We start from the raw sequence: 18,786 nt of genomic DNA, 5'->3' as shown, positions 1-18,786 counted from the left end.
CCAGCAGCTTAATGCAATATTAACGCATTTATCAGAACACGACTCCGACGTTCCACTCGATAAAGACAACTTACCTTCTGCCAGCGGTATGGATATCAGCATGAGTATGCGCATGAAAAGCATCCTGAATAGAAATGAAAAAATTGAATCAAATGCCAAAGGTAGCCAAAAGAGAATATAACCTTTTTATCAATTGCGAGCTTTCTGAGCAGCGTAGCAGGGTAACAGAGTAGCAGAGTAAATAATGGCACTAATTAAACGAATTTACCCAAGACCGTTAGTTAGCGCACTCATTTTATGCTTAATTATATGGTCACTGGTGTAGGGACTGAAAATGGAAATGCTATATGGGGGTCGCTCTATTGTGTTTGATGATGAGGGGGATTCCTTCAGGGTCGATAGATTGTTGCTATGAAAAGGCAGGAGGGGCAGTTAGTTTATACGATATGAAACTCCCTCAAAAAGTGTCGGTAGAGTGGCTTGATAAATTAGCAGCACAAGGACGATGATAATGCATAACATGAGCAAAGGACGTTCCAGCCCTGTGGTGTAGTTACTCACAGGATACTTTGAATCACAACAGATGATGAACGTTGACCCATGATAATGGACCAACGTTTTATTGTGTTATAAATTACCAGATCTAAAATTATTAATAGTAACATCATTAATAAGAGTTCGTTGGTATAAGCTACTTTTTGTTCCTTTACTTACGGAGTAATACCCTAAAGTTGGTATATTAACAAATAATAGGATCACTGAGTTATCTTCTAAAACGGGAAGTTTACTTATATCAATTGAGTGGCTATAAATTCCTAAACGTTCATGGAGCGTATAAAAGTTTTGAGTTGATAAATCCAAATCTGCTATATCTATTTTTATATAATCAATATTTGGTTCTATATTTAGCTGACTTTGTTTTTTTTCAGTCGCGAGGTTTATATGCTGATAACCGTTATAATATTGCTCGGCCAGCTCTTTATTTTTGCTCACCCCAATACCATTCGCATACATATTAGCCAAATTAATTCTTGCGGAATTATGCCCTGTATAAGCTGCTTTTTCATACAGTTGGGCTGCATTTTTTAAATCTTTATCTACCCCTTTCCCTAAATGATATAAAACGGCTAAATTAAACTGAGATACTTGATCTTCTAAATAAGCAGATTTTTCATACCAGTGAGCGGCTGCTTTATTATCGTTATAGTGAGAGTGATATATCCACCCTAAACTGCGATATGCACGAATATCAGCTAACTCGGCTGCTTTTTTATACCAGTAAATCGCTTTGGTAATATCTTTATCCAACAATGAGCCAAATTGGTGCAACCAACCTAAAAAATAAGCCGCGTCTACAGACCCCGATTCAGCGAGTTTTTTGGCTAGGGCAATCGCGCTAGGGATGTTCTTTTCTCTATCTGAATTAATTGTATCTAACTGTAGCTCTACCAGTTTAAATGTAGGTTTTTTGGCTTCGTGGCTAATTAGTTTTCTTAGCCATTTTTCTGCTTCTATATGGTTTTTTTTAACTTCTTGACCTCTACGATAGTATTCCATTGTTTTTTCTTGTGCGCTAATATCGCCGTGTTCAGCTGCATACTTTGTCCACATAAATATATCTTTAGGGTCGTTACTTTGTGCTAGTTTTTGTTGAGAAAATTTAAGAATGGCATTTTCTTCACCTATACCGCCATGTTCAACTGCTTGCTGATACCAAAATAAGGCGCGTTTTTGTTGGTTATCATTTTCATATATATTTGCTAATGCGATTTGGGCCGAAGGGTCATCTGCTATTGCTTTTAGAATAAGCGCTTCCTCTAGTTTAGCTTTTTCAGTTGTCAACTTTGGCTTGGCAAACAAGTCAAGTAATGGTTGTTTGATTTGCTGTGCTTCCATTTTAGGTGGGACTTGAGCTCGAGCTTCATGTTCGCACTCGCCTAAGCTAAAGCAAATGACTAATATCGATACTATAATACGTTTCATTTGCTATCCTTTTGTAAATGGTTTTTACTCAAAGCATTAGTGTTGTGTTCTTTTTCTTGTTCTACACGTACACATTTCCCTTGTGGGGTGACCTTAACAAAAGTCATGTCACTTGTTGAATAGGTAATTTTTGTATTAATAGATAACGATAACCTCCCAGTATAAACACAGTTATTAGTGTAAATAGCTTTATCTTCTATATAATCAACATCTTGGTATATAATAGTTCCCTCACTGATTTCTCCATCTTGCCAGTTACCTTTAATAATACGCCTCGTGCTGTTAATACCTATATGTAACTTACCTACTCCATGAGCCACGCCATCTTTCCAGTGCCCTTCAAATATATTCGTTTTTCCGTAGCCATTAGGTTTGCCTTTGATCCACATACCATCATAGATAATGCCATGATGTGAAGTTAGTAATATCCCCTGACCATTGAATAGACCGTGGTCAAAGTGACCAATATAAAAACGTTGATATTTATTTATAAATGACCCTTGTCCATGGGGGATATTGTTTTCAAGCTCCCCAATATAGTCGCCCAACACCTCACCGTAGCCATCGTCTATGATAACTCTAGATTTTGTATAACCATCACGTATATTATGTAATTTATAACCACGAAAGTATTGGCATGGGTATTCCTCTGAATTCTCTTGACAGACTCCTTCGCCATGCTTTGTATCGTTGTCCCAATCGCCATCATAAAAGTCACCATTTGCTAAGGTTAACTTGCCTTTACCCCACCTCATGTGGGATAGCCATTGGCCACTGTATTGATCACCATTTGCGTAGTTCATTACTCCATATCCATTGTAACGGGAGTATTCAAATTCTCCGTTATAGCTGTCTCCATTTTTGTTTTTATATGTGCCTTGACCAAATAGCCAGCCAGCACTGAATAGTCCACTGTAGATATTACCATTTTCATTTAATGTTCCTTGACCATTATAATAATCGACTCGCCACATGCCTTCGTAGCGAATGTTGCCTTTAGTTTGTGTACCTTTACCATGGCGCTTATCGGCTTTCCATTGTCCTTCATAATGAGTTTCGCCATTGGTTTGTGTGCCTTGACCGTGGCGCAGGCCCAATTGCCATTGCCCTTTATAAACGTCGTTACTATAATAGGTCTTGGTTAGCACGCCTTGACCGTGAAATAAATCATTTTTGAAGTTACCTTTATAGATGTTTTTTTTAATGTAAGGTACCCAACTAAAAGTACCCGTACCGTTACGTATGCCGTTGTCGTCTAGCTCTCCCTCATAAGTAACTATTGCATTGTAGTAGTATTCACATGGAGTTGGTTTACGGTAGGTAAGGCAGAGGCCACGGCCATGTTTTTGTCCTTTGTTCCAGCTTCCATCAAAGCCGTTTCCGTCTTTATCAGTAAAACGTCCTTGACCGTGATGAAGGTAAGAAGAAAACTCTCCTTTATAGCGACTACCGTTTGTATAAATAACCTCGCCATTACCCTCAAATACACCCGCTTTCCAATTTCCTTTATAGTGAAGCGGTATCAGAGTATTGTTTTTTTCTTGATATTGCCAAAGGTGAGTGTAACGTTGATACATTTCCCCATAACCTTCTGCTTTTCCATCAACTTTTTCTCCAAAATAATAATTTTCATCGACTTTGCGGTCTCCGTAAATGTACCCTTTTGGTAAGTTTGAGAGTTTAGGTAAAAGGGAGGGCTTTTCTTGATTGTAGGCACTTGCTTTAAGTGGGCTTATTATTCTTAATTTGGTGGCGGAGGTTAAAATGTTTGTTGTTGTTTTTGTCGTTATATTATAAAAGGTTAACTGTTTATGCTCTTTGTCAGTGCCTATTAGTTGGCTATTAGCATGGTTAATATGCCACGGTGTAAAAAAGTTATTATCGAAGGTGCTGAGTATTTTTCCAGTTGTTATATTAAAGTAAAAAGACCTTTCTTTAGTGTGCAGTAGCCCATGTGTTTGTTCATTATTAAGATATAGTTCATTAAGTTTATCGTATCCATTTAGATATGGTTTGTTAAGTTTATCATACCCATCTAGATCAATTTTAAAGAGCCTTTTATCGTCCTTGTATTTACTCATATGAAACTTGTGAAAAGAGAGAGTTGAACCATCTTTTAAATAGACCGTATCACTATTTTCTTTTTTCTCTGTTACTGTTAGGTTGTTCAAGTCGACATATAAGTTTCGCGAGTGGTCGCCAAATTTAGACATGTAAACATTGAAGGTATTATCTTTCCAAATTATCAGTTGTGGTTGGCCTCTTACTGCTTCACCGATGATAAGGTGATCTCGAGTTAACAGATCATAAACAATGACTTCTTGGTACATAATTAGCGCTAAATAGCGGTTATTTGGTGAGCGAGAAAGGTATGTTATGTGCCCACCATTACCGCCAGGAGGGGTGTTGAATGAAAGTTCTTTCTCATCAAGCACCTGGCGAAGATCTGTTCCATCTATTTTGATGCTCCATATCGTTCTTTTTTCTTGCTGAGGTCCCTGCCACAAAAACTGGATACGCTCTTGATCAAATTGCGCAGCGTCGGTGATATCTTCTTTTAAAGCTATGGGTTGGGTTGCTTTAGATTCGTTTTTTTGTGTGTCAGGGTCAGGGTCAGTCTTTTCACAACCAAGCAAAGTGACAAAAATGAGGTATGTAATGATCTTAAAAGCAGTATGCTTTGGCATAAATAATCCTTTATAAAATGTTTCCGTGTCTTACATGACTTTTGAATAATATTCGTTCTAATGTTATTCAATATCAGGATGGTATATTATATCTAACTGTTTATAAATGAAAAAATTACACAACAGCAAGCTATGACTTTACTTTGCAGAAATTACTTCTAACAAAGTATTTATAGCTTGCGCAAATGACAACGGAATATGTCATATATTGGCATAATAATGTTAAGGAATAACAAATGAAAAAAATAATATTAGCTTTTTTATTACTGGCGTTTATAGCTAGCGCAAGCTATTCGTATTATCAAAAAAATACCCCTGAATATTTTGAACGAGTTGTAGACGTAGAACTTATGCGAGGAGGAAAAGAAGTTACGCCTACGTTACAAGAGTATTTAGATGACGAAAAAATCGCTAAAAATTGCTCAACGCTTAAGCAGGCTGTTGATAAAAACAACCTCGGTTTAGTACAGTATATAGCCGATTCTGAGCTTGATGTTAATTGCAAAGTTAGTAAGCAGGCTTTACCGGTATGTATGAGTACTTTAAAAGAAAAAAGTGTACCACCGATAAATCTAATCAGCTATATGGCAAGCGTAGGCTGCGATTATCACTATGAAAACGATCAAGGAGAGAATGCATTTCATCTCTTATATCATTTTGGTAGTTTACAACCGAACAGCTATTTGAAATCGGGAGCATTAGAGTTGTATATTGCCCGATTATTAAGTTTCGGCGTTGATATAAATCATGCAAACAGTAATGGGGAAACCCCATTAATGTATGCAATATTGAAGAGTGGTGATCTCAAGCATATTAAAGCTTTTATAAAAAATGGCGCCGACCTAAACCCTAAAACAATCGCTGGTAATACGGCTTTGGGTCTCGCTATTAAAAATGATATGCCTGATGCTATCGATTTACTTCGCTCTGAAGGTGCTAAAGGTTACATAAATGGTAACGTTGTTGATGAGGCATTTTTACTAGCTTTAGAAAATAAACGTGAGCAAAATATTTTAGAGAAACGTCAAAAAAGGCAGGCGTTGTGGTCTAGGAACATCAGTTACTGGAAAGATTTTATTAATGCGCATAACCTTGATTTAAGCTGCACGTTTCGTTTAAAGGGGGGGCAAACAGATGGTCCAGGAGGAATATTTTTCAATGAGCAAATGAACAACACACTTAGTATGTCTAAGGGAATAGACGCGTTTGTTTTTGGTGGTTGTCCTGATTGGAAATATTATCATTACCTTGTTATAGGGAGGTCTGGAAGAGTTAAATCACAAGGTACTAACCTTTTTTGGCATGACCCTAATACTGCGATAGGCTCAGAGAACTCTTCTTTTATAGCGTTACCATTTGATGAGGATTTTCAAGGCGAAATACACTGGTATGGCTCTGATACTAAGGTAAAAAGATTACAATCAGAAAAAGAAAACTTGGCATTTTTACAAAAATATTCTCTCCATGTATACGAATAATAGTTACATAAATTAATAGCTCCTCGTTTTTAGCTACTATTTTATTTTTGAGTAAAGTGGTAGCTATTAATCTACTTGTTGTTAAGGAGGGCGTAAGCTTTCTGTATCGTTAACTTCTATTTAGGCTGCTTAGTATTTATAACTAATATTACGGTTTTCTTTTAAAATTGATAATAAGAAAAGGACTTCTTTAAAGTGACACCTATATCACACCGCAGCGCGCCTATTGTTATATTAGCGCTTTGCATGAGCGTATTGCTTAATGCTTGCTCAGAGCCATCATCATCGCAAACTCAGGCCGAACTTCAGGCCGAACTTGCTAAATACCCGTGGGCTAAAGAGCATAAAAATCACCCTGAATGGCCAATGGAAATTCGTGAAGAAGTGTATGGTGATGCAGATACTTTTTCGACCCCGCGGTTAATGTTTTGGAATAAATACAAATACAGCGAAACAAGAACACTTTGGTCATCGCGCTTAGACGGCTCAGATAGACGCCGTATTATTCCTGAAAAAATTTTTACCCAACTGGAGCCTGCGGGATTGCATCCACCTGCTCGCTCACCAGATAACCGCTATATCGCTATTTCAGGGTATTTAAATAACAGAGCGACGCGCCAGTTATACGACACCAAAGAGAAAAAGCTCATTACCATGTCAGGCGGTGGTGGCTACCCTTGGTTTAACTGGACCTTAGACAGTGACAATGTGATTTTTTATGCAGATGGTAAACATTACAATTACAACGTATCCACAGCCACACTTACACAACGTAAAATAATTTACTCAGAGGAGTTGTTTTTACTGCCCGGTGATAAAGAGTTTTTAGCGATAAAGCACGATGGCTTTTGGATTCATACATTTAATGGCGAGATAGTACGCAAAGTGAACTTTGGTTTCCCAAGAGCGTGGGAGATGAAAAACCACCGTATTTCACCGGATGGCAAATATTTAGCGTTTATGACTCATGCTAGGCCGAAAGCACATTTTCATTGGGTCAATATTGCCAATCCCGAAATAGAGCATTCAGAAATAGGGGAAGGTAATGGCGTTATTTTTTCTCCAGAAGAGGATTATCAATTGGAGTTTGTAGCAAAATTTTCAAAAGAACGTGGTAAAAACGGTTTCTATCCTTCCAAGCGTATCATAAGAACAAAAAATATAGTGACCGCTGAGCAAGCAGAGGCAATAGTAAAAGAAAGTGGTATTTGGGGCCTGAATACATTAGGTCCAATAGCGATTACAAACTTAGCAGCACAAGGACGATAATAATGCATAACATGAGCAAAGGAAGTGCCAGCCCTGTGGTGTACTTACTCACAGGGTACTTTGAGAGGGACTTACCGGTAAGTAAGTTAACGCCGTTAGCTAAAAATCACAAATAAAGGGGGGAACTTTGTAATGCGTATAAATAATTATACTATTGGTATTGCTTCTCGTAATAGGGCTAAGTGGCTGGAATTGATCAGAACACAGCAGCTTAATGCGATATTAACGCATTTGTCAGAGAATGATACAGATATCCCGCTTGATAAAGACAACTTACCTTCTGCCAGCGGTATGGATATCAGCATGAGTATGCGCATGAAAAAAGCCTTGAGCGGTGATAAAAATAAGGCCCAGCATAATAACGGGAGTGAGTAAGTTATCTAATTGTCACTTACTCACGAATTTTTTTATAATCAATCACTATTAGCTTCAAGTGATAATACGACCACTTCAGTAGTGGTTAATCGGTCTTGCAAGCTCAGTTTGTTTTTTCGATCAAATAATACGGTAATATTGCCCAAACCGAATAGGGTTGTTAATAAACGTTTAATTGCTGTTTTTGAGCTGATCAGTGAACCGTCAAGGTTTTGTACGCGTAAACGCCAGGCTCTCATACCAAGTGTTTGTCCTTTTCGTGACCAAAAGTAAATGAAAAAGCCACAAACCCAAGCTACTCCCCAGCTATTAAAAGCAATGCGGTACATGATATGTGAAGCGTTCCAGTCTATATCAAAGTCATTACGAACAATATTAATAAGGCCAAGGTGATCAAGCAAAACAAAGAGTGCAACGCAGACATAACCAGATAGCATAAATATCGCAATAATGATTAATAAATCATAAACCCAAGAGGCAAAGCGTCGGCGAAATCCTGCGCGCGGGAAAGACTCAGTTATAGCATTTTCCATGAAATCTCAATTTAAATGAAAGTGAAAGGTTTGCGCTAGTTTAACAAAAATTATCTTAATTGAGTATCTTCCTGAGCTAGCGTAAAATGGTTTCTTTCACTGTTATCGATTATTGACAAATTGAAGGATAAATATGTCTACTGCATTTTCAGTACATGGCGCGAAAGAGATTACTGTTGAAAATAATATCATTACTATTCGTAGTGTTGGTCCGTGGAATATTGAATACTTTCACCTATTACATCAAGATCTAATAGCAGCAGTGACATTGGTTGATTTTAATAACTATGCCGTACTGTTAGTTCCCCTGGGGGAAGCAATAAGTGTTGCCGAGGCTTTAGATTATCATGTTGCCTTTTTAAAAAAAGGTAACACTAAAGCGGTTGCCATAAACTTAGCAGGTAGTGATGTGCCTAACTCGACCAAAAGTTTATGTACAAAAGCTTATGAGCAAGCGGGGTTGAATTTTAAATTTTTTACCTCAGACGAAGAAGCTAAACAGTGGTTACAAGACATACTTTGTTAAGCCGATCTCAGGTTGGTTAGTGTTTACTCAAAGGTGATTAAGTGTGCTGACTGTTTTCGATATTGTGATTTTTTAATGGATATAAATTAATGCGTTTTTTACTCTTTTCGGCTTTATTAACCCTTTCTTGTACAGCATTGGCAACCGAGGCTGTAAAACACTACGAACATGCCTTACAGTTATTAAATGAAGATAAACTAGCTGAAGCTGAAATTGCGGTAAAAAATAGCTTACAGCAAGATTTAGACTACTTACCTGCACGTTTATTACTCGGTAATATATTACTAAAAACGGGTAACTTAAAGTCGGCAGAAAAAGAGTTTGAACAAGCTAAAATTCTTCATGCCGACTCTTATGCGGTTACCATGTCGTTGGTTGAGGTAAAATTATTACTCGATAAAAATGAAGAGGCGTTAGCCTTATTAACAGCGCAAAAACATTTAAATACTGATGCGCAATATTATTACTTTCAAGGTAATGCTTATAAAGCCTTATTAAAGTATGACCTGGCATTAAGCGCTTATCAGCAAGCGATTAACATGCAGGAAAATAGCGCACAATATCACACCGCTTTAGCTGATTTGTGGTACCGCAATGAAAATACCGATAACGCCCAACAGTCATTAAATAAAGCCTTACTGATTGACGACACTTATATTCCAGCTTTACTACTTAATGCTGAACTTTATAAAAAACTTAATAAATATCAGCAAGCTCAACAGTTTATTTCTTTAGTACTTTCACTTGATGAACACAACAAACAAGCATTATTTTCACAAGCGGGTTTATATTTAGCACAAAATGAATTGGCGTTAGCGTTAGCGATAACATTGAAGTTACGCGAAAGTTCTCCTTATGACCCTTATGCTAAATTATTGCATTCTTCTATTGTTGCTCAGCAAGGTAATACTAAACAAGCTCGCATCATTTTATCAGAGGTTAAGCAGCAACTATCGGGTGTAGATAATAGACATAAAGACGATCAAGACGTTTTATTACTGTCAGCAACGGTAGATTTCATTAATCAAAACAGCCACTCAGCTAAGAAACAGTTTGTGCGTTACCTTGACTTATATGGTGAAAACTCAAGTGCTCGCCGTTATTTAGCCATTCTAGCGCTAAGAGAACAAGACATTGAAAAAGCGCAAGTTCACATTGAAAAAGCATTAGCAAAAAATAGTAATGATGTTGAGCTGTATGTATTAGCGAGTGAAATTTATCGTCAAGCGGGTTTGTTAACTCAACAGTTAACGTTATTGGAAAAAGCGAATAAGAATTTTCCAGATAACAAGCGTATTAGCGAACATTATATTGCCAGCTTATTAGCGAATGAACAGCAAGAAACGGCCCTTGCTGAGCTAAGTAAAACTAACACTAACGGCAGTGCAACTAATGAAAAAATCAACAGTAGTTTACAAAATAAAACGGTATTAGGTTTTATGCAGTTGCAAGCCGGTTTGTTCGAGCAAGCTCAACAAACAACACAAGCCTTATTAAATGAATACCCTGATAAAGTTGAAGTATTACAACTTGCGGGGGAGTTATCACTTAAAACACGTGAAAATAGTGAAGAAGCTATTTACTTTTTTGAGCAAGCACTGGCACTTGATGCTAATTTTTCTCCTGCAATATTGTCACTTGCTGGTGTTTATTTACAACAAAAAAAATTGACTGAAGTTGAAAGCTATTACCAACAATTATTAACCATTAACCCAAATAATGCGTTAGCGCTTCAGCTTTATGCCGATTTAGCGGTCAAACAAGGACGCTTTCCATTAGCGATTAAACTATTAACACCTTTGGCAGCTAACAATAATTTTCAAACAGGGCGAGCGTTACTTAACTTGTATATTGCCACTAAACAGCCTGATTTAGCATTACCTTTATTAACTCAGCTTGAACAAGGTTACCCGTTAAACGAAGCGTTGTTACTCACTAAAAGTAGAATACAAGCTCAGCTAGGCGAACAAGCTCAAGCGCAAAAATCACTTAATATACTGTACGGTTTATTATATGAAGAGCCGAAAAAACTTATTGTATTAGCTGGAGCGCAGCTTGATGTGATGGACGCTAATGCCGCGGCTAAAACGATAGCTCGTATTCAAAGCTTAGAGCAAGACCCTATACCTCCGTTATTACAGACACGGCTCTACATTGCCCAACAGCAGTATAAAAAAGCATTAACTATTATAGATTCGGCATTGCAAGAGAATGAAAATAGTCGATCTTGGTTATCATTAAAAGTTAATGTACTTATCAATCAAGAGCAATTTGAACAAGCAACATTAATTGTTGAAGAGCTTTATCAAGATGAGAAACGCAGAGAGCAATTACAACTATTAGCACAACTATACAGTCAGCAAGAAAAAACGGAACAGTTAACCACCTTACTGGTTAGTTGGTTAGAACATACCCCTAGTGATAAATGGGCCGTTGCCCAGTTAAGTACCTTAGCTGAGATGCAGGGTGATTTAGCATTGGCTATTACTACCTTAGAAAATTACCCCAATTTAGACACTAACCCTGCCTTTTTAAACAATTTGGCTAACTATCACCTTGCAAAATATTTACAAGAAGTAGAAAAAGAAGTTATTCAGCTTACTTCAGAGCAGCCCAAGGCTGTAGAGTTAACCGTTGCGATTAACCACGCTCAAAAAGCTTACGAGTTGATGCCATTAAATGCGGCGATAAACGACACTCTTGGTTGGCTTTATGTTCAAACGGGCAATATTGAACAGGGGTTAGGCTTGTTGCGTGAAGCCAGTGCTCGAGATGCCCAAAACGGCGAAATTTATTATCATCTTGCTTACGCTTTAACATTACTTGAGCGTAAGGAACAAGCATATCAGGCATACCAAAAGGCGATTAGTTTATTACCTCAACATAAATTACGCTCTGTAATTAACGAGTTACTAACGAAGATTAAAAGCTAGCAAGTACAGGTAAAATAATTAACGAGTAAACTGTATTTTTGGCATTATAAAAAAAATGACACCGCTGTCATTTTTGCTAGAACTTTACTATTGGTTAGTATATAATCGCACAAAATTTCAGCTGCCTAAGCTGCTTAGCACATCCGAGCGAGAATTAGGCAGTAGTGAAATTAGCTTATCTAATTCACAGCTTAATAAATAACTTAATATAACGTAAAAGGAATAACATGCGTAAGTTTTTAACCGTAGCAATGACACTAGCTTTAGGGCTTTTTGTTGCAACATCTGCTTTTGCCGTTGCCATTGATTTGGGCGATGCGAGCAAATATAACGCCTTTATTAAAAATGACTTTAAAGTAACGTCTTCAGATACTGAAGGGCGTATTGCCGTTGGCGGTGATTTTATTGTTAATGGTGGTTACGATGTAGGTGCTGAGATCACTTATTTAGGCATGGGAGAAGGCCCAAGCTTAGTCGTTGGTGGTGATATTGTTAAAGGTAATAATCAGTGGGGCGGCTCAGGTTTTTTAAATGTTTATGAAAACCACCCATCAGAATTAGGTGATATTGTTCACGCAGGCGATGTTATTGATAACGGTAGCAGTGGTGGAATTCTTGGTAACTTAAATAAAGTTAATGCAAACGATTTACCGGTAGATTTTGACAGTGCTTTTGCCCATTTAAATAAATTATCAACAGATTTAATGGCGGCAACTACTCATGGCGATGCGGTAAGAGATGGCAATAGAGCTGGAGCACCTTTAGTATTTACACCAACACCAACATCAACACCAAGTGATAACGTTTATGTTTTTAACGTAACTCAAGAACAACTGAATGCAAACACAGATTGGTTTGTTGAAGGGGTGAGTGACGATGCAACGATACTATTTAATATTACCAACCCAAATAATATAGCGGGTAAATCTAATAACCAAGGCGGTCAATGTAGCCAAGGGCAAGTTGGCTGTGTTCACTTTAGCCAAAGCAACCTTAGTATTAATGGCGTATTGGCAAGCTCACACCTTGCTGGTAAAGGTGGCTATAAAGATAGCACTATGACTAATAATATTTTATATAACTTTGGTGATGCTAGCCAAGTTAATTTAGCATCAGACTTATACGGTAGTGTATTAGCGCCAAATGCTGATATTAAAGCAAACCCATCGGTAATTTGGGGGCAAGTTATTGGTAAGTCTTGGGAAGGTAATATGCAAATTAATTACAACCCATTTACGCCGGTAGGTTCAACACCACCAACGCCAGTACCTACTCCTGCAACATTATGGGTATTTGCGTTAGCATTAGCACTACTTTATGTGAATAGAAAATCTTTTATTCGCGTAAAGCGTAAGCCATTTGCCGAGTAACTATTAACGGGTAAGGTTAAATAACCTGAATTCGGCTAACGAAAGCGAGCTACTTAAACAAGTATCTCGCTTTTTTTGTGGCTGTTATTCTTCATAGTCGTTATAGAAATTAAGCCTTAGCGTTGTAGCTTATAAACGCTGCAATATAGTACCGGCACAACAGCTAAGGTTAATATGGTACCAATACCTAAGCCAAAGGCGATAACATTAGCCATGCCATAAAATAGTGGGTCTTTACCAATAATAAGCGGTAATAAGCCCATAATTGTTGTAATGGTGGTCATAGCTATAGGTCTTAGGCGCGTTAAACAAGCATCAATAACTGCTTGGTACTCACGCTTTCCTGCCTGTATTTCTATTTGAATTCGATCAATTAATACAATAGCGTTATTAATTATAATGCCCGCTAGGCTATAAAGCCCAAGCGTTACCATAAAACCAAATGGTGCATTCATTATCAGTAACCCAGCAACAGCACCAATAAAGGCTAATGGAATGGTTAAGGTGATAATAGCGGCTTGTTTAAATGAATTAAATTGCGCCACCAATATCATCAGGATAAGTCCAAGTACAACAGGCATGCTGGCTTTTAAGGCTTTTTGCGCTTCTGCTGATTCTTTGATTACGCCATCATATTCAATATTATGATTAATGGGTAAGTCCACTTTTAGCGCTTGAATATCACTATCAATTAAACGTTTTAAATCTTCTGCTGCCATGGTGGTGTTTCGTGCTTGAATGGTGATAGTACGAAATAAGTCCTCGTGTTTAATAATGGCAAATTGATTATTAGGAGCTAACTCAGCCACTTGAAATAAAGGAATACTATGGCCTGTTTTTTTAGCGTAAATAGTTAGTGTGCGTAGCCTATCTAAGTTTTCTCGCTCGGCTTGTTCTGCTCTTAATATTACTGGAATTATTTCGTCGCCTTCACGATACTGGGTTATTTGTGTGCCTGAGAAATAGGTTTCTAGCGCTTGTGCAATTTCTGACGAGGTTAAACCTGAGCGTTTGGCACGTTGTTGATCTATTTGTACATCAACCTTAACAATTAGATTTTCCCAATCATTTCTTATATCTAAAGTATTAGGGGTATTATGAAGTACATTCATAACCTCTTGGGCTTTTTTATAAATAACGTCTTTATCAGGCCCTTTTACTTGAATGGCAATGGTATTGGAGTCTGAAGGTCCTAAAAACATCTTATTAACTCGTGGAGACACATTAGGAAATTGATGTTCTATTGCTTGGTCAAGGTTTAGTATTTCGGCTGAAATGTTTGTACCTTCTTTAACATTGAGGACAATAAAGCCTTTGTTTTCTGCAGGATCTTCTGGACTAAGTGACATTACAAAACGGGGACCACTAAAACCAACATAGCCAGAAAAGTTTTCAATATAACCGAAATCATCTTTATTTTTCAGCCAAGTAAATATTTCCTGCATTTGACGATTGGTTTCTTTAGAGGAAGTCCCATTGGGTAAGTCAATATTAATAATAATTTGAGTGCGATCTGAGTCAGGAAAGAACTGTTTAGCAACCATGCTCATCGATAATACAGCAGCAATAAACAGTGCAACCATTGCACTCATAAACAGTGCTTTACGCTTTAATATTTGATGTAAAAAAGCCTCATAATAACGGTAAAGCTTACTAACATTAATACTGCTTGATTGTTGAGGCTGCCCAGAAGGTACTGGGATTTTAATAAAGAAATAGCATAATATCGGCGTAACACATAAAGCTAATATCCAGCTGGTTAATAAGGTAATTAAAATCACTAAGGAAATTGAACGGGTATATTCGCCAGCAACATGCTCGGCAAGCATTAACGGTAAAAAGAAGAGCACAGTAGTGACAGACGAGCTTAGTAACGGAATTGCTAACTCTTTACTACCTTGTAACATGGCATTATAACGATCAACACCTTCTTCTAGTCTTCGCTTAAAATCTTCAGCGATAACTATGCCATTATCAACCAATAACCCTAATGAAATGATTAAGGTAGCTAAGCTCATTCGCTCTAACTTCATCCCTGAGAAGAACATAACGGTTAAGGTAATTAACATCACAAAAGGGACGATAGCACCTACCACTAAACCCGTTCTAATACCGAGAAATAGCACAACAACCACTAAGACAATTGCTAAGGTTTGTAATACGTTAACCGACACACCCGAAATGGTTTTTTCTACTTGCTCAGCCTGGTAAGTTGCGGTGTTAATTTGGTAGCCAATCGGTAGTGTTGTTTGAATGGCTTTAACCTTCTCCATAACTTGCGGCGCATAGCTGAGCAAGTTATATTCGGGCAACATTGAAATGGCAAAAAATATAGCTGGCTCACCATTATAATAAGCAAGTTTATCGGGGGGATCGATAAAGTCACGTTTGAGTGTCACGACATCCTTTAAGGCGATAAAGCTTTCACTGTTAGGAATATTAATATAGGTATTTGCAATATCTACAGCACTATTAAAATTACCTGACGGTTCAACAATAAAGCTAATGGGGCCGGTATCTATTTGCCCACCAGAGCTAATAATATTTTGATTTTGTAGCTCTTTGACCAAAGCATCGGGAGATATCCCCAATTGCGCTAATTTAGCGTTTGATACTTCGAGAAATATACGCTCAGCTTGTTGGCCGAGTATTTCAATTTTTTTAGTTCCCTCAACACCATATAATGTATCTCTTATATGCTGAGCTATATCGTACATTTGGCTCATACCAAAACCATCGGCGGTTAAGGCTAAAGTAATTACGGAAACATCACCAAATTCATCATTTACAAAAGGCTCATAAGTACCATTAGGCATTCTTTTATGAGCCGCGGTGACTTTATTGCGCACGTTTTGCCAAATATCATCAAGATTAAAGTAGCGATCATAAATTTTAACGTGAACAATAGACAAACCAATAGTTGAGGTGGAGCTGATTTCTTCGACTTCAGCGACTTTTCGTATTTCTTCCTCAAGTTTTTTTGTAATTAACTGTTCTACCCTTGTTGGTGACATGCCGGGAAAGGAAGTACTGATAATAGCTTCACGAATGGTGATATTAGGATCTTCTTGCGCAGGTAAGGTGAAGTAGGCAAAAATGCCATTAAGTAACATTACCGCCAGTAATAAAAATACGCTTTTGCGAAAGGTAAAAGCGGTTTGGGTGATATTCATTTTGGGTCCTTGCAAGCTCGCTGGCTAAAGTCGTGTTGAGTTATTTAGTTGAATAATTGATGTTGAGTACTCAGTAAACTGACTTGTTGACCATCTCTAAGAAAAGCTACACCTGCGGTAGCAATAATGTCACCAGGCTGTAAACCCGCAGAGATATAAACTTGGTTGTTTAAAATGTTTTCGGTTTTTATTTCGCGTTGTTCTACTATTTTTTCACGAGAGTTAAACACATAAACATAGGTTTTTTGTGCTAAACCTGCCTTGATGGCAGTGAGGGGAATTCTAATGGAAGGCCCTTGGTGACCGGTTCGCCCTTTTCCAGCAAACATAAACTCGACTTCTGCACTCATACCTGCACGTAGTAAGGGATTTTCACCTTGCAGAACCACCGTCACCGGGAAGGCATTAGCCGACTCAGCACGAGTTCCTATTTCACTAATACGACCAGAGATTTTAACTTGAGGTAATACCGGGAATTTTATTGGTATAATGGCATCTCGGGTTAACTCTTGAATTAATGTTTCAGGCACCATAATTTGAATTTCTAAGCCATGTTTACCTTCAATTTCGAAAACAGATTGTCCTGAGGTGATTTGCTGTGATGGTTCAAATAAACGTCGAGTAATGATGGCGTCATAAGGCGCAATTAAGATACTGTCTTGTAAGTTTTTGGTGGTAATATCAAGTTGTGCTTTCGCAACATCTACAGCACTTTTGTTGTTTTCAAATGTCGCTTTAGCGTTATCAAAGCCTGATTGTGAAACTACACCTTGCTTAAGTAGTTGTTGATAGCGTGCATAAGTGCTTTTCGAATCAGCCAAGCTGACTTTTGCTTGCTCATACTTAGCTTGGGCCGATTGTTGCTCTAAAGTAAAGCTACGCTTATTCAGAAAGGCTAAGGTTTGCCCTTTAGTGACTTCATCCCCTAAATTAACACTAATACCTTCAATTTTACCACTGACTTCAAAACTAAGTTTAGTCGCTTCAACGGGAGCAACAATTCCTGATAAAACTCGAACTTGCTCTAGCGTTGATAAAGTTACTTCGGTCCAGGCAATAGGGCGAACAGCCGTATTATTGGTTGTTGTTTTTTCATTGCAACCACCAATTAATAAGGTTATTACAAGTAAAGATAAGGTGCGCATAATTATTCCTTTATACACCAATTTATTAACAGTGTAGTGCATAGTTATAAAGTAAAATATGGTGAAATTATTGTAAGTTGGTACTGCTCAGTACCGTATTATTCTGGTACTATGGAGTACCAAAGTCAATAAAATATTATTTACGTATTTTGCATATGATAAATACATCGAATAAAAGGAGCTTTAGTGAATTACGATAATCAGCCGTTAAGCGCTCGAGGTACGCTGTTACTTGATGCTGCCCAGCATCTATTTTTTACTCGAGGGTTTGATGAAACCTCATTAGAGATGATCATTAATGAGGTAGGTGGGTCACGTCGCTCAATATATAATGAATTTGGCAACAAACACGGTTTATTAGTGGCGGTAATTAACCGACAGTTAATCAAACAAACTGAAATGCTAACGAGTATTAATCGGGAGTTATCAGCAGAAGCAGCCCTTAACGATGTTTGCTTTAGATTTGCTCAGGGAATGTTGTCGAAAACGTTAATATCGTTGTTTAGACTTGTTGTACAACAAGTGGTGAAATCCCCTGAGTTTGGCGAAATGATTTTCGACAGAGGACCTATGAAAGCTGTACTACCATTAGCGCAGTACTTAGAAGAGTTAACTGAACAAGGTATATTAAAAGTGGTTGATGCTCATACATCAGCGCAAGTGTTATTGAAAATGTCAGAGGGGCCGCTATATACCCGCAGTTTACTATTACCAGATACATTAGCAACCGATGAAGAAATCAAGAAACAAGTTGCTAATGCTGTAGCTATTTTTATTAAAGCGCATACCACCGAGACGACGAAATAATACTGCCGCTAAACCGGACGAAGAAATAAACAGCAGTTAACCCGTTTAACTTAAAAAGTAGTTGCTAACTAAGTGTTTTTTCGTATAATGCCAAACACTTCAACAACAGTGTGAAGTGTAAGTACTTATCTTTATCAATTTGTTGATATTTATAATGCTGTAGGATGCAAAACCTTTGCTATAAAGCATAAATTTTGATGTTATAGAAAGCAGTGCCAGCGTGATGAAATTGGTATACATGGGGGATTCAAAATCCCCTGTCGCAAGACGTGTCGGTTCGAGTCCGACCGCTGGTACCACTCTTAATAATATTAAGCTGTAACAGAAACAACCGACATTATGTCGGTTTTTTTATGCCTAAAATCCACCCTTTATTCTTTACTTTACGCTTTACTTTACTCGGGAAGTTAATAAGATAACTTTAGCGTAGCGTCGATGCTGGACACTGAAATCTCAGTGGTTTTATTTGAGCTTTTCTTTTTACTTTATCAAGGTGCATATTTTAAC

The 18,786-nt window shown here is 37.6% G+C and carries 13 protein-coding genes and 1 tRNA gene; 9 read left to right on the top strand and 5 right to left on the bottom strand.

Going from position 1 to position 18,786, the window contains the following annotated elements:
- Positions 1-181 (top strand): hypothetical protein (locus tag ABD005_RS00520; RefSeq protein WP_343813648.1); only part of this gene is annotated, 181 nt, incomplete at its 5' end.
- 446 nt (positions 182-627) lie between these two features.
- On the opposite strand, the gene ABD005_RS00515 is transcribed toward ABD005_RS00520, so the two are convergent.
- Positions 628-1,983: a tetratricopeptide repeat protein gene (locus ABD005_RS00515; protein WP_343813645.1), complete on the bottom strand. Its 1,356-nt coding sequence runs from the start codon at positions 1,981-1,983 to the stop codon at positions 628-630.
- Positions 1,980-4,670 (bottom strand): MORN repeat-containing protein, encoded by a 2,691-nt coding sequence (locus ABD005_RS00510; protein WP_182767852.1) that lies wholly within the window; start codon positions 4,668-4,670, stop codon positions 1,980-1,982. Before ABD005_RS00510 ends, ABD005_RS00515 begins: the two co-directional genes overlap by 4 nt.
- A gap of 236 nt (positions 4,671-4,906) precedes the next feature.
- Here ABD005_RS00510 and ABD005_RS00505 point away from each other — a divergent pair, with 236 nt between their 5' ends.
- From ABD005_RS00505 to ABD005_RS00495, 3 genes are all read left to right on the top strand, one after another.
- Complete coding sequence (locus ABD005_RS00505) at positions 4,907-6,148, top strand: ankyrin repeat domain-containing protein (protein WP_343813637.1); 1,242 nt, start codon at positions 4,907-4,909, stop codon at positions 6,146-6,148.
- Between the two features lie 246 nt (positions 6,149-6,394).
- Complete coding sequence (locus ABD005_RS00500) at positions 6,395-7,417, top strand: TolB-like translocation protein (protein ID WP_343814834.1); 1,023 nt, start codon at positions 6,395-6,397, stop codon at positions 7,415-7,417.
- A gap of 132 nt (positions 7,418-7,549) precedes the next feature.
- Entirely contained in the window at positions 7,550-7,792 is a 243-nt protein-coding gene (locus ABD005_RS00495) for a hypothetical protein (RefSeq protein ID WP_343813634.1), read from the top strand.
- Positions 7,793-7,830: 38 nt separating this feature from the next.
- Here the strand turns inward: ABD005_RS00495 and ABD005_RS00490 are convergent, their stop codons facing one another.
- Positions 7,831-8,325, bottom strand: coding sequence for an RDD family protein (locus ABD005_RS00490; RefSeq protein WP_343813632.1), 495 nt, complete (start codon positions 8,323-8,325; stop codon positions 7,831-7,833).
- A 133-nt stretch (positions 8,326-8,458) separates the two neighbouring features.
- Between ABD005_RS00490 and ABD005_RS00485 the strand changes: the two genes are divergently transcribed.
- The 3 genes from ABD005_RS00485 to ABD005_RS00475 all read left to right on the top strand — a co-directional run bounded on the left by ABD005_RS00485 (position 8,459) and on the right by ABD005_RS00475 (position 13,154).
- Complete coding sequence (locus ABD005_RS00485) at positions 8,459-8,851, top strand: hypothetical protein (RefSeq protein WP_343813629.1); 393 nt, start codon at positions 8,459-8,461, stop codon at positions 8,849-8,851.
- 89 nt (positions 8,852-8,940) lie between these two features.
- Complete coding sequence (gene prsT, locus ABD005_RS00480; protein ID WP_343813627.1) at positions 8,941-11,784, top strand: XrtA/PEP-CTERM system TPR-repeat protein PrsT; 2,844 nt, start codon at positions 8,941-8,943, stop codon at positions 11,782-11,784.
- A 227-nt stretch (positions 11,785-12,011) separates the two neighbouring features.
- On the top strand, positions 12,012-13,154 hold the full coding sequence (locus tag ABD005_RS00475) for a collagen-binding domain-containing protein (RefSeq protein WP_343813624.1): 1,143 nt from the start codon (positions 12,012-12,014) through the stop codon (positions 13,152-13,154).
- Between the two features lie 116 nt (positions 13,155-13,270).
- Here ABD005_RS00475 and ABD005_RS00470 read toward each other — a convergent pair whose 3' ends face one another.
- Positions 13,271-16,327, bottom strand: coding sequence for an efflux RND transporter permease subunit (locus ABD005_RS00470; protein ID WP_343813621.1), 3,057 nt, complete (start codon positions 16,325-16,327; stop codon positions 13,271-13,273).
- Positions 16,328-16,371: 44 nt separating this feature from the next.
- Positions 16,372-17,472, bottom strand: coding sequence for an efflux RND transporter periplasmic adaptor subunit (locus ABD005_RS00465; protein WP_343813618.1), 1,101 nt, complete (start codon positions 17,470-17,472; stop codon positions 16,372-16,374).
- A gap of 186 nt (positions 17,473-17,658) precedes the next feature.
- Between ABD005_RS00465 and ABD005_RS00460 the strand changes: the two genes are divergently transcribed.
- Both ABD005_RS00460 and ABD005_RS00455 read left to right on the top strand, forming a co-directional pair.
- A complete protein-coding gene (locus tag ABD005_RS00460) occupies positions 17,659-18,279 on the top strand; it encodes a TetR/AcrR family transcriptional regulator (protein ID WP_343813615.1) in 621 nt (206 codons plus the stop codon).
- Between the two features lie 214 nt (positions 18,280-18,493).
- A tRNA-Leu gene (locus ABD005_RS00455) sits at positions 18,494-18,578 on the top strand.
- The last annotated feature ends 208 nt before the right edge of the window (positions 18,579-18,786 follow it).

The organism is Colwellia asteriadis, from assembly GCF_039523295.1.
GTDB lineage: Bacteria > Pseudomonadota > Gammaproteobacteria > Enterobacterales > Alteromonadaceae > Colwellia > Colwellia asteriadis.
This window is presented reverse-complemented; position numbering and strand designations above follow the sequence as displayed.